Consider the following 14,776-nt stretch of genomic DNA (forward strand, 5'->3'; position numbering starts at 1 on the left):
CAATAAAAAGGAGTGCCAGGTCGCTTCCTTGCCGTTCATGATAATCAGAACAGGCGGTGGCTGTAAAAGCGGGAAACCCGACCTGGCACTCCACAACAGAGAACAATTAATCCTCGTCAGGAGTAATAAGCTTGTAGCCGCGTCCGTGGATGTTGATAATCTCTATCTGGTCATCATCCTTCAGATGCTTGCGCAGCTTGGTGATATACACGTCCATAGACCTTGCATTGAAGTAGTTGTCGTCAATCCAGATGGTCTTCAGGGCATAGTCGCGCTGCAGTATCTCATTGGAATGAGCACACAGCAGAGCCAGCAGCTCGTTCTCCTTCGTTGTGAGCTTGGTCTGCTTCTCGCCGATTGTGAGCAGCTGCTTCTGTGTGTCGAAGGTGAAGCGGCCGATATGGTATACTGTATTCTCGCGGCTCTTCTTGCCCTTTACCCTGCGCAGGATTGCCTCGATGCGCAATACCAGCTCCTCCATGGAGAACGGCTTGGTGATGTAGTCGTCGGCACCAATCTTGAAGCCTTCGAGGATGTCCTCTTTAAGCACCTTGGCAGTAAGGAAGATGATAGGCATCTCCGCATTCTGCTGTCTGATGTCCTGGGCAAGGGCGAAGCCGTCCTTCTTGGGCATCATAACGTCAAGCACGCAAATGTCGAACTTGGCTTTCTGGAACTCCCTGTAGCCAACCTCACCATCGGGGCAAAGCACAGCCTCAAAGCCCTTAGCCTGCAAATACTCGCGAAGCAACATGCCGAGGTTCTCATCATCCTCGCACAACAAAATTTTAAGATTCTCTTCCATAGTCGTATTGTTTTAAGTTTATATTTAGTTCATTAATCTCTGGAGCAAGCTCCATTATTCGTCTTTTATTACTGGCAGCTTTATGGTGAACGTAGTGCCTTTGCCATACTCGCTCTCCACCTTTATCTCGCCGTCGTGCAAGTCAACGACCTTATGTACGTAGGCAAGTCCGAGTCCGAAGCCTTTGGCATCATGGACATTGCCAGTATGCACACGATAGAACTTATCAAATATCTTCTTCAGGTTCTCCTTCTTGATGCCGAGACCAGTGTCCCTTACAGACAGGTACAGGTGGTCGTTGTCGTTCCATGTCCTCAGATAGATGTCTATGGGCTTGTCCTGCTTGCGGTACTTCACCGCATTGTCCATCAGGTTGAAGATAACGTTCTGGAAATGCATCTCATCAACGAAGATGGCCGAGTCAATGGCTTCAATCTCGGTATAAATCTTTCCTCCAGTATGCTCAACCCTCAGCGTGAACGACTTGGCAATGTTCTCCACCATCTCGTTAAGGTCAAGCTCCTTCTTCTTGAACACCGCCTTCTTCTTGTCGAACATCGACATCTGCAGCACCTTCTCCACAAGGAAGCGCAGACGTTTGGTCTCGTCATTTATCACCCCACTGAGATGCCCCAGCATCTGCTGACTCTTGGTGACAGACTTGTCGTTGAGCATCTGGGCAGCAAGGGATATGCTGGCTATAGGAGTCTTCAGCTCGTGGGTCATATTGTTGATAAAGTCATTCTTTATCTCCGAGTACCTTTTCTGTCTGAATATCACCACAATAGTAAAGATAAACGTAACGAGCAAAACCAGAGTGAACACTACCGACGGTATCATGAAGCGAACGCTCGAATAGATGTAGCTGCTCATGTCGGGGAAGTGTATCTTCACTATGCCCATCTTGTTGGCAGGGTCGTTCCTGAACAGCACCTGCGAGTAGGTGTACTCCACACCGTCGCCTGTATAGTCGGGACATCTGTATACCTCTCTTCCGTCATGGGTGGTAACGGTGAAATGGTATGGAATGTTGATACCGTTGTTCATCAGTTCCGCCTTCAGGTCCTGGTCGAGGATTCGGAAGTTTATGCGCTCTTTAAGTGGTTTTTCGGATGCCTGATACAGTATCTTGTATACCACCTCGTCAAGGAGTGCCTTCTGGTAGACATACCGGTTCTTGACAATCTCCTGCAGCGACTTGCTCGCCTCTGTTATGGAGTTCTTGTCCGAGCGCAATATCATTGCCTTGGGCATCTGTGACGGCCTGGTGGCGATGGTCTTCAGCTCAAACGAGGAATACACTGTGCCGTCCTTGCCCGTCACGGAGTATTGGTGCGACTGCTGGATGGTGCCGTCAGGCTCACCCGAGCGAGTACCCATGGAGTCTACCCGGAATGCCCTGCGCTCTGTCTCGTTCACATCCTTCTCAAGATACTTCAAGGTCTGGTTCAACTCCAGGTTCCTTGAAGCCTGATACAGTGCGCGGGTCACCGACTCGTCGAACTGCTCCTTCTTCATATTGGCCATTTCCTGTATGTATGTCAGCTGCAACCCAAGCAGGATGACAAAGGAAAGCCCCATTATTATGGCTATTGCCCAAATAGTTTTCTTCTTCATGTTGGCAAAGATAGCCGATTTCTTAATACGTTAACACTTTTCCGTTAACAAAATCTCATAATTTGATTATAGTTAACAGATATTGCTATTTTAATTACATATATAAAATTATAATACGATTAACGAGCAATTACCATCAATTATTTCATATTATAATATCTTTTGAGTTTGACAAATCCCATATACGCACCCAAAAGAGTACAACCATTGGTCAGGCCGTGGATATATTGCATATTCATCAAACTAACATTTAGTAGATTTGGCTTTTAATTACCACTTTACCTCAAGCCATGGTTACTGCATTTTTCTTTCAGCCAAGGCCAAACTGTACCTTTTATCCTCTCAGAATATACGTTGCCGCCAACATGAGGACGTTTGTCAATCACTAAGCAGCGTTTTCCAGCTTGTTTGGCACAGTATGTAAATGTTGCTCCAAATAATCCAGAGCCAACAATCAGATAATCATACTTTTTATTCATAACCATTTGGATTAAAACTAGAACTATTTGCACACCTAATAATATTGCAGACACTGGTGCCTCTTAATATATTTCAGTCAAAACGGGTTGCACATCAGCCTTGTTTCTGAGCAAAAACTAACTTTCCAATATTCACATCTGCTCCGATTTAGAATCGTACGCAAAGGTTGTCATTTCAAAATCCATACAGGGTTAGAAGGCTAAAATGTTATGCATAAGGTGATGTGTTTTGACTTTAGTTAATTTTAAGAGGCACCAGTGTATTGCTGTTTTTGGAATTACGGATTTTCTTTTAACAAAACTAGTTTTTTCGTCCAAGAACCATTGTTCAGATTGCGTACGTATATCGAGTCTACCGTTGGGAAACGATAGGGTGTCGTGTTTTTTTGTTTTTGACCAAAGGATATACTGAACAGAAAGTCCTTTTCGAACAAACCTCCAGTGATGTTATCCCATGTTTGATAACGGGACATGGCTTCCTGCCATGAACGGATGTGCCGCTCTACAGGTGCCTTAACAAAACAGTTCTCTGTTTCGCCTTTTTCTGTCCTGATGGGGATTAACTTAAACAGTATTGAGTCCTTTTCATGTCGGATTTCCGTCATTGGCAAAACGAAAAAACCGCACTCATAGCCTTCTCGCCCACTATCGAAAACATCTGTTGTACCCCAAAAGAATCCTTTTTTCAATATACCATTCTCTATATACAGTTCCATATAACTGTCTTCAGGAATCAGATTGGGGTATTCATCAATTGTGGCGTCATGCCATAAATAAAACAGAGTATCTCTTTCGGTAGCTTCTTGGCCGGCAGCATTCTTTTGGGCGTATAAAGGAAATACGTTCATTAATGCCAAAACAACCGCAAGTAGTTTACGGTTGCTGTATCTCAATATGTATGCATCCATTATAACTTTCATCAAAATAGGTAATATTAGGAAACGTGTTTTTTAACTCAGCAACAAAGCCACTTGGATTTTTTATTTGATTTCTAGAAATGTCCATTATGTTGAGTGTTTTATATTCTTCTGCAGTCATGCAGTGCTTAGATACATTTCTTGGTCCTTGATTATATATTTCTGCAATCATTGCTGACAAATTATCTGCATCACTATAGTTAGGATTATAAGCTCTTATCACTGCATCACCAGGATTTGCATATAAGTTGAGTTGGGCATCAATACCTGTTTTTTTTATGTTATTTAGCATTGCTTTTGCTTGTTGTTCTGGAGAACGGAAAGTAGATGTAATGATAATCTTTCCGTAATCTCCTTTGAGGTTGCGTAAAAGATTTCGTGAATATTCAGATATCTCTATATGTGTACCAATAACAAGAGTGTTTCCACTCGTGCTTACAGATGTATTACTTCCTAGACTACCACTTCCTGAACTGTTACCTCCACCTTGACTTCCACCATTGTTGTTTCCACCCCCCTACCTTCAGATGGTAGGGAAGAGCTATCATCTCCAGAGTTCCCCCATGGGTCACTAATAGAACCCCATGGGTCGCTCCAAGAATCCGAGTCCGAATCGGAAGATCTGCTGGAAGAACCATTTACTTCTACCTCTTTGGATACGTAGCCCATTCCTTCTACATAGCCGCCATTCCACGTACCGGCATCTAACATGCTGTTAAATTCTTCTTGGGTGTAAGGGTTGCTGGATGATCCCTTCGCTGCGCTGCCATTGTTACCTTGTGAGCTCGCGCTGTACATTCTAATTGTTTTCATTTCTTTTGATTTTTAAATATAAGAATTATTTCATATTAGCTTGCTACCTTTTATAAGCAGGCAACAATCTTTTATTAATAGTACAACATATTTACTTTAAATCTGAAATGCGGCAATTCCCGTTCTGTTCCGACACCATGACTTTTACACGAACGTTCCAGCCATTGGCATCTGCATTGTAACTCAGCTCAAACCAGTTCTTCCCTAAAGGTTTTACCCTTAGCGAGCTGTACCAGAAAGCATCAAAGTCAGCACATCCTATCAAAGGATCCACCGGACTGCCATCATCCATATACTGCTGTGATAAAGCATTGTATTTTCCCTGCATGTCAGCAGTACAGTAGGTTTGACGCAACAGTCCGAGCTCCTGCTCTAATGTGGATGGCATTTTCACGTAAGTGTAGGCATAAGTCTTGAAGAATGTTACCACGAAGGTTTCCGCATCCTTGCCGTCTTCTACAGACTGTTCAGCTATGTCGAGCAGGCTGTCGCCATAGCTGCTTCCTCCCCAGTAGGGAGTAACGTAGCAGATTCGCGTTTTTCCTTCTGCGTCGGTTTTAACCCTTACAGGTATCTTTATGCCAACAGTGTCGCTCTCGTCCCATCGGTACGAGACTTCATACCATGAGCCTTCCAAATGTCTGCACGCCAAGCTCTGTCTGCCATATTCTGACACATCTTGTGCACGTAGCAGCGGGTCAGAGTCTGTTACCAGTACCAGACGTCCTTTCTTTTCCTGCATCTCAGGTGTCAAGAAGTCTTGTAGCAACTCCGTTTCTTCTTTCTGGTTGCAAGTCTCGACAGCTTTCATATAACAGGCATAAAACTCTTTTATCTGTCCTGCCTGAGTCTTTGTCTGAGCCTGCATCTCACTTAAAGACAAAAACGTAAGCAATAGTGGAATGATAATTCTTAATGCGCACATATATTATCTCCTAAACCTTAATTCCGCAACACTATTTATAAATTTATTTTTAAGTACCTGAGCAACAAAAAGTTCTTGCTTGTGGCAAGCGGCATAGCCGAGCGGCTCAGGATTTTGCCATGTCAGATTTTTTACCTATCTTAGTGTTGCAAATCAAAATATGTATCAAACCCGACAGACATGGTAAAGGTAGCAATAAAATCTGAGAAACTCTCTCCTTTTGGAGGAATTTTTCATATGAGAGAGCAATTTTCCCGTTTTGTGGGTCCAGTTATCGACAAAGTGTTGGGTCTGAGGTGTACGTCATACGGCTATCAAAGCGCGAGATTGTGGGTTCTTTGTCAAGTGTCTACTTCTGTGGCAGCGACTGTGTAGAGGAACAATGGTTTCGGCTGGAACAGGCTTCCAAAATCCTTCATGGGAGAAAACACGGTGTTTCTTCTGCTTACAGCACTCATACGAAACTTCTACAAATATATCATGGAAAGGCTTGACGCAAAGAAGTTCGGACTCAAAGCAACAAGCCGCATCAAGGCGTTTGTCTTTAAGTTCATCTCTGTGCTAGCAAAGTGGATCAAGAAATCAAGGCAGTATGTGCTCAATATCTATTCATGCAACAACGCTTATGCCAATGTGTTCCAGAATGACTTTTGATAACACCGACAACTTAGGGTCGTGATTCTGCGTATTGCCTCAAGTCGCATGGTGAGGTAAGGGGTTTTTATGTCTCTTTATGCTGATTTTCTTTGCGTTGAACCATCTTTTGCTACATTGTCGATTGTTTTGGGGCCTTGTGTCATCGTAAGAGGGTGCTTGCGGATTTGAGGTCTTCTCTTATCCAGAATAGGACTTAACTCAATGCAGATTTGCCCATCTCAGACGCAAAGCTTTGCATCCGCCAACGCAAAGCTTTGCAATCGCCAACGCAAAGCTTTGCAATCACCAATGCAAAGCTTTGCAACCGCCAATGCAAAGCTTTGCAACCGCCAACTGTTTGCAACCGCTCCCACAAATGTTTACGGGAAAGGGCTTACCAGTAAAATAACGTGTCAGTAACGATATAACAATTCTTTTACAAGACGAGAGCGGAGGCCAACAAACTTGTTTGGTTGGACTTTACCGAGCTCAGCCAAAGGAATAGTCCAAATGAAATGTTTTCCCACTAATCCATAATAATGCTTTTTCAGACACTTTATGGGAAAGGCTGAAAGGAAAGAAAAAGGAAAACAAGGACAATTAAAAAACAAGGACAATTAAAAAGCAAGCAAGGGCAAAAGCGTTAATATAGTTCCATTTTGATTAATCGTTTTTGCCCTTGCAGGCGAGAATTAGCATAAGCAGGCATCTACGCCTTGAATGATTGCTGATCAGAGATTAAAGTATTTTCTTGTATAGGGCAACAATGTCCTCTCGTGTAACAGGGCGCGGGTTGCCAGGAGTGCAGACATCCTCGATGGCTTGGTCGGCAAGAGCGTCGATGTCTTTCTCTGTAATGCCCAGCTCTGACAGATGTGCTGGTATGCCCACAAGCTTGCTGAGGTTCTCTATCTCCGTGCATGCGGCATCTGCGGCCTCCTCCTGAGTCATTCCCTCCTTGTAGACGCCTACAGCCTTGGCTATGTCCACATACTTGGGTAGGGCAGCGGGGGCGTTGAAGCGCATTACCGTAGGCAGGAGCATAGCGCATGCCACTCCGTGAGGCACGTCGTGAAGGGCACTCAGCGGATGTGCCATACCATGGTCTACTCCAAGACCGACGTTGGAGAATGCCATGCCGGCAACATACTGTGCAACAGCCATGCCGTCGCGGCCAACAGGGTTGGTAGGCTCGTTGACAGCCAATGGCAGATAGCGGTGTATCATCTCAATGGCCTTGATCTCGAACATGTCGCTAAGTTCCCACGCACCCTTGGTAATGAGTCCCTCAATGGCATGGGTCATGGCGTCCATACCCGTAGCGGCGGTAAGGCTCTTTGGCAGCGAGTACATAAGCTCGGCATCGATGATGGCAACACACGGGATGTCGTTGGGGTCTACGCATACCATCTTCTTCTGTTTTGTCTCGTCGATGATAACATAGTTGATGGTGGTTTCGGCAGCCGTACCGGCTGTTGTCGGCAACGCAATGATTGGCACGGTCTTCTTCTTTGTGTCTGCAACCCCCTCAAGAGAAACCACGTCGGCAAACTCGGGGTTGTTGCATACAATGCCTATGCCCTTGGCGGTATCCATAGACGAGCCTCCACCGATGGCTACGATGAAATCGGCCCCGGCCTGCTTGCATGCCTCGACACCATTCTTGACATTTGTTACTGTAGGGTTAGGCTTCACGTCATCGTAAATGGCATAAGGAATGGCGGCCTCGTCGAGAACGTCGAGAACCATCTTTGCCACACCGAACTTCATAAGTCCCTTGTCTGTTACGACAAGAGCTTTCTTGAAGCCGAGACGCTGTACTACTCCCGGCAACTCCTTGCGTGCGCCAGGACCAAAATAAGACACTTCGTTTAAAATAAATCTGTTCACCATAAAGTTTAGATATTAGTAGATTAATAAAAATGATGATGCGTTATTGTCGTGCAAGATCGAGAGCCATCATGATGTCTCTCTTGCATATTCCCATATCCTTATGCAAGGCATCGTCGCCAAGGATGTCGTCCTCACTGGTGCCTTCCATGGCAAGGAAAGCCTTGAGCAGCGATACAGCCTCCTGCCATTGTCCCTGCCTCATGTGGCAATAGGCAGCATTGAGCTTATCGCAGCTGTTAGAGTCGGTGGCAAGCAGCTGGGAATAGAGCTTAAGTGCCTGCGTAGTTTTCCCCGACAGCATCTGCGCATAGGCCAGGGCACGCTGCACGTCGGCATTGTCAGGATAGTCGAACGACAGACGGTAGAGGTTGTTGGCGGCATTGTCGAGGTGGTGGTTGTGTATCATCGAAACACTATAGTTGAGCTGACTGCGCAGGTTCTCAGTCTGCTCCATAGCGACGGTTCGGGCATACCATTTTTCAGCCATGGCATAGTCGCCGAGCCTGAAGCTTGCCTGTGCGGCTCCCCTAACGGCGTTGTAGTCGTCGGGGCAGCTGTCGGCGATGGCGGAGAACAGCTCGTAGGCAAGACTGTAGTTGCCGTTCCTGATGCTGATGAGAGCCATGAGGCGGTTGTCCTCGGGGTTGGAATTGTCGTAAACGGTAGAGAACAGCGCCGTGGGGTTCTTCTTACGCTTCAGGAGGAAGTTGGCGTACTTGCGCACCTCGTCATGCAACATCCCCTCGAAGGGAGGCAATGCAAGGAAGTTGTGTGCAGTAGTGAAGACATCGGTGAAATCCTGTTTCTGCGGGAAAACCTTAAAGAAGCGGAGCAAGTCCTGAAGGTATATGCGACGGATGTAGGCAGGAGTGTTGCGCTGTCCAAAACGGGGTATCGCCCCTCCGGCCGTCTCGTTCATCTGCTCGACTACATTCTCCGGCATCCGTGCAAAGACGCTACTCATGGCATGTATGAGCGAGTACTTGTCGGAATTGCACATGGAACCCGCATCGAGCATCAAGGACATGAGCTGCTTGTGCCTAATGCTGCCAACTAAACGGGCAATGGCGGGGTGGTCGAGATAGAAGGGCATGAACCAGTTGCTAAGGGTGTAGAAGAACGGGTAACGCTTCATCTGCTTGAAGCCTCCGAAATAGATGTCTATACCCGACTTCTCCATGTCCATCATCTTCCTGACGCTCTGTTCCATCTCCTCCATGCGCCTTTCCTCGGCACCGGCATCAAGAATATCCTCTATGGAGGTGTCATCGTCTTTCTCTCCCAGCCCGAGATGGCGCATCCCTACATCAGAGTGCTTCATGATGTCGGGTACGATGGTGTTGGTGATATAGCTGTTGTACTCCTCTGTCTGGGAAGAATAGAACAGTTGCATGGACAACTCAAGCAGGTCGTTTCTGACCTCTGCGTCCTTGAGCAGGGGATTAATGATATCGGTTAGCTGACTGCCAAAGCAGGTGTTGGCACATGACGTAAGCACCCATCCAACGAAAGCACGCTGCCGCACGTTGCCGTCAGAGGTAGCGGTATATGTGTCCGTTAGACATTTCACCTTGCTGATGTCGGGAACGGTAAGAGCGGAGAGCGTGACCGCGCTGACAAGCAGCTGTGCATCCATGCTGTCGATGGTTGGCGAAGCGAGGAGCTCCGACATGAAACCAGCCTCGTCTGCTGTCCAGTTATGACTCGTCAATATGTAGGAGAAGAGTTTGTCGAGATAGTCCTGATGGTGCTTGTGGAGTGAGGAGAGAGGGTCTGAGGGGTTCGAGGGGTTCGAAGGGTTCGAAGGGTTCGAGGGGTTTGAGGGGTTTGAGGGGTTTGAAGGGTTCGAGGGGTTTGAGGGATTTGAGGATAATAAGAATATTGCCAAGTCCTGGACGAATCCCTGTAGAGTGTCCATGATGCTGTCTTTGTCGAAGCTGACGGTGTTGGCCTTAGTCTTGGCAGCAGTGAATGTGGGCACTTGTCTGGTTACAGCGTCCGACAGGGCGTTGCAGGCTATGACGCGCAACCTTGACAGCATCTGGGAGTACATCTGCGGCCTGCTCTCATCCTTATATCCCTTAAGGAGGACATCGAGCATGAGGGCGTAGTCGCGCTCGAGCATGGACAGTTGCTCGGACACCGTCAGCCACGGCATCATCAGTATGAGCTCGCGCATGCGGGAGATGCCTTGGCCAAGCGAGAGGTTTGGTATTTCGTTGATGAACTTGCGTATGTTTCTTATATCCTCTGTCATGCTGAAATTTTAGTTTTTATACGCCTTTCTGGCAACCTCTATATCTTTTTCACGGGGAGCCTTGGCATGTGTGTATGTAATCTTGGGCAATGCCTTTATGGTCTTTTCGTCGGCACCCATATACTTGCTTATGACATGTGCGTAGCTGGCGATGCCATACTTGTTGATGGAGTCGCATGCGGCATTGTATGCCTTGATGAAGGCAGCGTACTGCCTGCTGCGGTTCTTGTCGGCAAGGGCTTTCTCGCTGACGGCCAGCACGCCAAGATTGAGATTCTTTTTCCTGCTGTCCATGAGCACAGGGTTCTTGTACAGCTTTGCCGCAGTCAGCTGCGGCTCTGTAAGCCATACGGCATCAATCTCATTGTTGTAGAGCATTCGCAGCCTAATCTTCACGTCGTTAATCTGTATGCGGTAGACGGCATTCTTGGGCTTGGCACTGTCAACGGCGAGGGTTGTCAGGTAGTCGGTGGCAGAGAAACGGGTCATGGCAACCATCTTGTCTGAGAGTTGGTCGAGCTTACGAATGCGCATATTGCGGTTGCTGACAAGCTGCCAGTAGCTATTTGTCGCGGCCACATATCGCAGTTTAACGCCATTGTCAACTATTCTCTCAGCCCTCACCATCTCGGTAAATGCCCCCTCTATCCATCCGCCACGAAGCAGGGTGTCGAGGTCGAGATGGGAGTTGCGAAGCCTGAGCCGTACATCGACTCCCTCTTTCTCGAAGAAGCCTTTCTCATTGGCTACAAATACGGGCAGGCAGTCCATGGTTGGCGTAGTGCCTATCTTGAATGCCAAAGAGTCGAGACGGCGCAGCTCTGCACGCTGCTTGCGGGTAGCCATCTGCTTCTCGTTATAGGTATCGTCGCAGGCTGCAAACACGCCTGCAAGGGCAAGTAATATATAAATAGGTGTAAATACCCTAAGAGTTTTTCTCATGTCACGAAATGATTTTCCTGCAAAAATAAGCATTTATTTTGTAATAATGAAAATTATCCGTACTTTTGTGATTGCAAACATTGAAGTTATGGCAAAAGACAAGATAGCATACGTATGTTCCAACTGCGGACAGGAGTCGGCAAAATGGGTGGGCAAGTGCCCGTCGTGCGGTCAGTGGAACACATTTAGCGAGATTAGGATATCGGGCGAGACTGGCAGCATGGCGGCAAAGCAGGCGGCGGCCAACGTGCACAAGGCCATGTCGCATAGCGGAGCACGGCCAATGCTGCTGCGCGACATCTCGTCGAAGGACGAGCCACGCATAGACACCCACGACACGGAGCTGAACCGTGTGCTGGGAGGAGGACTGGTAAAGGGCAGCATAGTCTTGCTCGGAGGCGAGCCGGGCATAGGCAAGAGTACGCTCACACTACAGACCATCCTGAACATGCCGGAGAAGAGAATACTCTACGTGAGCGGCGAGGAGAGTGCCCACCAGCTGAAGATGAGGGCTGAGAGAATAAGCAAGGAACTGACAGACAACGTGATGATACTCTGCGAGACATCCCTTGACGACATCTTCCGCCATATCTCCGACGTGAAGCCGGAGTTTGTCGTCATAGACTCCATTCAGACCATATCCACGGCAGACGTTGACAGCTCGCCCGGCAGTCTGTCGCAGGTCAGGGAGTGTGCCTCTGCCCTACTCCGCTTTGCCAAGTCAAGTGGCGTGCCGGTGCTCCTGATAGGACATATAACGAAGGAGGGCACGCTGGCGGGACCGAAGATACTGGAGCACATCGTGGACACGGTAATACAGTTTGAGGGCGACAACCACTATATGTACCGCATACTGAGGTCTACGAAGAACCGCTTTGGCAGCACGTCGGAGCTGGGCATCTACGAGATGCAGCAGCAGGGACTGAGGCAGGTGTCCAACCCCTCGGAGCTGCTGCTATCGCAAGACCATGCCGGACTGTCGGGCATTGCCATAAGCTCGGCCATAGAGGGTGTCCGGCCTTTCCTTGTCGAGACTCAGGCGCTTGTATCCACGGCTGCCTATGGCACACCACAACGCTCGGCTACAGGCTTCGACCAACGGCGACTGAACATGCTCCTCGCGGTGCTCGAGAAGAGGGTCGGCTTCAAGCTCGTGCAGAAAGATGTCTTCATAAACATTGCCGGAGGACTGCGCGTCACCGACCTTGCCATGGACCTCAGCGTCATAGCAGCCGTGCTGTCGAGCAATGTAGACACGGCAATAGAGACGGGATGGTGCATGGCCGGCGAAGTGGGACTGAGCGGAGAGGTGCGTCCCGTGAGCAGGATAGCACAGCGCATTGCCGAGGCCGAGAAGCTTGGCTTCAAGGACATGATTATTCCTGCCCTGAACACCCAGGGGCTGAACACCAAGAAATATAATATAACCCTGCATCCGGTGCGCAAGGTGGAAGAGGCTCTAAGATGCCTGTTCGGATAACCATTATCGGATGAAAGCAAATATAAAACACTAACAACATGAAAGATTCTGTAATTATTGTCAGCGGAGGCATGGACTCCACAACTCTGCTCTACGACCGCAGGGACGAGATTGCGCTCGCCATATCATTCGACTACGGCAGCAACCATAACGCACGCGAAATAGCATACGCCGAGATGCATTGCAAACGGCTTGGCATAGAGCATATAACCATACCGCTTGACTTCATGCACAAGTATTTCCGCAGCTCGCTACTGGAGGGGGCCGATGCCATCCCCGAGGGACATTATGCGGACGAGAACATGAAGTCGACGGTCGTGCCTTTCCGCAATGGCATCATGCTTGCCGTGGCAGCAGGCGTGGCCGAAAGCCGCAACCTGACAAAACTCCTTATTGCCAACCATGGCGGCGACCATACCATTTACCCCGACTGCCGACCAGAGTTTATCTCTGCCATGGACAGCGCAACCAATGCCGGAACATACGTTGGGGTGAGGGTCGTTGCCCCATATACCAATATTACTAAAGGCGACATAGCAAGGATTGGCAAGAAGCTGGGCATAGACTATGCCGAGACATGGAGCTGCTACAAGGGTGGCGAGAAACATTGCGGCAAATGCGGAACTTGCGTGGAAAGAAAAGAGGCCCTTGCCTATGCCGGCATAGAGGACACGACGGAGTATGAGGGATAAGGACTTAGCCCTTAGACCTCCAAAATAAAATTGTCTGCATTACTCCTCTTGCGAGAAGGTAGGACAAAAGGGCCAACCATAATGCGTGGTTGCCCATGGTGGTGAAGAACAAGGATAGCATTATGGCAAAGACAATCGCCGCAACAAAACACGACAGCAACATTCCGCGGCTGTCCGTTATGCCAATAAAGACGCCATCCCATATAAAAGCCCCCATGCCAGCAACTGGTATCAAGGCCACCCATAGCAGATAAGGTTCCGAAGCCTCGATAACGGTCTGCTCGTTGGATAGGACGTGCAGGATGTCGTTGGCTCCAAAATAGTAGGCGGCAGTATAGACGACGGTCATTATGACACCCCATGCAAACAGCCTGCGTATGCAGCCATGGAAGGATGGCGCATTGCCTGCCCCGTAGTATTTTCCGCATATAGCCTCGCCAGCATAGGCGAAACCATCCATGATATACGAATAGAGCGTGAAAAACTGAAACAGCAAGGTGTTGACTGCCAATATCACATCGCCCTGACGTGACCCTACAGACGTGAAAGCGGCATTGACAGCAACAAGGAACAGCGTGCGCAGGAAGATGTCCCTGTTGACACGGAAAAAGCGGTTCAATGTATGCTTGTAACTAAAGGACGAATAAACACCCGGCTTGAGAGTAAACTGTGAGAATAGTAGCTGATAGTGGGAAGCGTACTTTCGCCTTAGGATGTATAATGCCAGAAGCAAACCGGAATATTGTGCTGTAAGAGTACCAAGGGCAACACCCTCGACCTTCATCCCAAAAACATAGACTAGCAACAGGCTGGTCATGATATTTACGATGTTCTGGAATATGGAAACCGTCATTGGAGTACGTGTGTCCTGCATGCCTATGAACCATCCCGTAAGCCCGTACATCACCAGTGCGGCCGGCAATCCAAATACGCAAACATGAAAATAGACTGACGCAAAGGCGCGTATTTCGTCAGACGGACGCATGAAAAACAGGAACAGCCTGAGCAACAACGGCTGGAACAACACAAACAAAATGCCTATGGCAGCTCCAAGAGCTATAGCCTGGAAGAGAATAGTTGCAGCCTCCTTGCTGTCCCCGCGTCCGTAAGCCTGCGATGTCATGCCACTTGTCCCCATTCGCAGGAAACCGAACAGCCAGCAGATGACATTCATCATCATTGTGCCAACGGCTATGGCTCCAATATACGAGGCATCGCCCATGTGGCCGACTATGGCAACATCGACAAGACCAAGCAGCGGCACCGTGATATTGGTGACGATGGACGGAATGGCAAGTGATAATATCTCTTTATGCAATG

General features: G+C 48.3%; 12 protein-coding genes and 2 pseudogenes. 3 read left to right on the forward strand and 11 right to left on the reverse strand.

Translation table 11 applies throughout. The features are described from left to right. Positions 1 to 106 precede the first annotated feature (106 nt). The 7 genes and pseudogenes from CIL02_RS02535 to CIL02_RS02565 all read right to left on the reverse strand — a co-directional run bounded on the left by CIL02_RS02535 (position 107) and on the right by CIL02_RS02565 (position 5,556). A complete protein-coding gene (locus CIL02_RS02535) occupies positions 107 to 805 on the reverse strand; it encodes a response regulator transcription factor (protein WP_094398911.1) in 699 nt (232 codons plus the stop codon). A 54-nt stretch (positions 806 to 859) separates the two neighbouring features. After that, positions 860 to 2,422, reverse strand: coding sequence for a sensor histidine kinase KdpD (locus tag CIL02_RS02540; protein WP_094398912.1), 1,563 nt, complete (start codon positions 2,420 to 2,422; stop codon positions 860 to 862). Between the two features lie 329 nt (positions 2,423 to 2,751). Next, positions 2,752 to 2,901 (reverse strand): annotated as a pseudogene (locus CIL02_RS02545) (NAD(P)-binding protein); the annotation flags it as partial. A gap of 278 nt (positions 2,902 to 3,179) precedes the next feature. Continuing rightward, the gene (locus CIL02_RS02550) at positions 3,180 to 3,794 is read right to left on the reverse strand and encodes a hypothetical protein (protein WP_141210089.1); all 615 of its coding nucleotides are present in this window, start codon (positions 3,792 to 3,794) and stop codon (positions 3,180 to 3,182) included. Further along, positions 3,775 to 4,110, reverse strand: a complete 336-nt coding sequence (locus CIL02_RS02555; protein WP_094398914.1) for a hypothetical protein — start codon at positions 4,108 to 4,110, stop codon at positions 3,775 to 3,777. The genes CIL02_RS02550 and CIL02_RS02555 overlap by 20 nt, the downstream gene beginning before the upstream one ends. A 161-nt stretch (positions 4,111 to 4,271) precedes the next feature. Continuing rightward, entirely contained in the window at positions 4,272 to 4,631 is a 360-nt protein-coding gene (locus CIL02_RS02560) for a hypothetical protein (RefSeq protein ID WP_141210090.1), read from the reverse strand. 91 nt (positions 4,632 to 4,722) lie between these two features. Beyond that, positions 4,723 to 5,556: a hypothetical protein gene (locus CIL02_RS02565; protein ID WP_206073462.1), complete on the reverse strand. Its 834-nt coding sequence runs from the start codon at positions 5,554 to 5,556 to the stop codon at positions 4,723 to 4,725. 378 nt (positions 5,557 to 5,934) lie between these two features. Between CIL02_RS02565 and CIL02_RS02570 the strand changes: the two are divergent. Beyond that, positions 5,935 to 6,210, forward strand: a pseudogene (locus CIL02_RS02570) (IS1380 family transposase); the annotation flags it as partial. A 720-nt stretch (positions 6,211 to 6,930) separates the two neighbouring features. Here CIL02_RS02570 and fucO read toward each other — a convergent pair. The 3 genes from fucO to CIL02_RS02585 are packed head-to-tail and all read right to left on the reverse strand — an operon-like array spanning position 6,931 to position 11,284. Next, on the reverse strand, positions 6,931 to 8,085 hold the full coding sequence (gene fucO / locus CIL02_RS02575; RefSeq protein ID WP_094398917.1) for a lactaldehyde reductase: 1,155 nt from the start codon (positions 8,083 to 8,085) through the stop codon (positions 6,931 to 6,933). A gap of 40 nt (positions 8,086 to 8,125) precedes the next feature. Then, positions 8,126 to 10,342, reverse strand: a complete 2,217-nt coding sequence (locus tag CIL02_RS02580; RefSeq protein WP_094398918.1) for a lipopolysaccharide assembly protein LapB — start codon at positions 10,340 to 10,342, stop codon at positions 8,126 to 8,128. 9 nt (positions 10,343 to 10,351) lie between these two features. Continuing rightward, positions 10,352 to 11,284 carry an ABC transporter substrate-binding protein gene (locus CIL02_RS02585; RefSeq protein ID WP_094398967.1) on the reverse strand — a complete coding sequence of 311 codons (933 nt, stop codon included), beginning with the start codon at positions 11,282 to 11,284 and terminating at the stop codon, positions 10,352 to 10,354. 88 nt (positions 11,285 to 11,372) lie between these two features. On the opposite strand from CIL02_RS02585, the gene radA reads away from it, so the two are divergent. Both radA and queC read left to right on the forward strand, forming a co-directional pair. Then, entirely contained in the window at positions 11,373 to 12,764 is a 1,392-nt protein-coding gene (radA, locus tag CIL02_RS02590) for a DNA repair protein RadA (RefSeq protein WP_094398968.1), read from the forward strand. A 38-nt stretch (positions 12,765 to 12,802) separates the two neighbouring features. Continuing rightward, the gene (gene queC, locus CIL02_RS02595) at positions 12,803 to 13,456 is read left to right on the forward strand and encodes a 7-cyano-7-deazaguanine synthase QueC (protein ID WP_094398919.1); all 654 of its coding nucleotides are present in this window, start codon (positions 12,803 to 12,805) and stop codon (positions 13,454 to 13,456) included. 4 nt (positions 13,457 to 13,460) lie between these two features. Here the strand turns inward: queC and CIL02_RS02600 are convergent, their stop codons facing one another. Beyond that, positions 13,461 to 14,774 (reverse strand): MATE family efflux transporter, encoded by a 1,314-nt coding sequence (locus tag CIL02_RS02600; RefSeq protein ID WP_094398920.1) that lies wholly within the window; start codon positions 14,772 to 14,774, stop codon positions 13,461 to 13,463. Positions 14,775 to 14,776: the final 2 nt, after the last annotated feature.

Source organism: Prevotella sp. P3-122 (assembly GCF_002251365.1).
Lineage (GTDB): Bacteria > Bacteroidota > Bacteroidia > Bacteroidales > Bacteroidaceae > Prevotella.

Coding starts and splice junctions, on each gene's coding strand:
- CIL02_RS02535 (WP_094398911.1), bottom strand. CDS start 805: ATGGAAGAGAATCTTAAAATTTTGTTGTGCGAGGATGATGAGAACCTC.
- CIL02_RS02540 (WP_094398912.1), bottom strand. CDS start 2,422: ATGAAGAAGAAAACTATTTGGGCAATAGCCATAATAATGGGGCTTTCC.
- CIL02_RS02555 (WP_094398914.1), bottom strand. CDS start 4,110: ATGCTAAATAACATAAAAAAAACAGGTATTGATGCCCAACTCAACTTA.
- CIL02_RS02560 (WP_141210090.1), bottom strand. CDS start 4,631: ATGAAAACAATTAGAATGTACAGCGCGAGCTCACAAGGTAACAATGGC.
- CIL02_RS02565 (WP_206073462.1), bottom strand. CDS start 5,556: ATGTGCGCATTAAGAATTATCATTCCACTATTGCTTACGTTTTTGTCT.
- fucO (WP_094398917.1), bottom strand. CDS start 8,085: ATGGTGAACAGATTTATTTTAAACGAAGTGTCTTATTTTGGTCCTGGC.
- CIL02_RS02580 (WP_094398918.1), bottom strand. CDS start 10,342: ATGACAGAGGATATAAGAAACATACGCAAGTTCATCAACGAAATACCA.
- CIL02_RS02585 (WP_094398967.1), bottom strand. CDS start 11,284: ATGAGAAAAACTCTTAGGGTATTTACACCTATTTATATATTACTTGCC.
- radA (WP_094398968.1), top strand. CDS start 11,373: ATGGCAAAAGACAAGATAGCATACGTATGTTCCAACTGCGGACAGGAG.
- queC (WP_094398919.1), top strand. CDS start 12,803: ATGAAAGATTCTGTAATTATTGTCAGCGGAGGCATGGACTCCACAACT.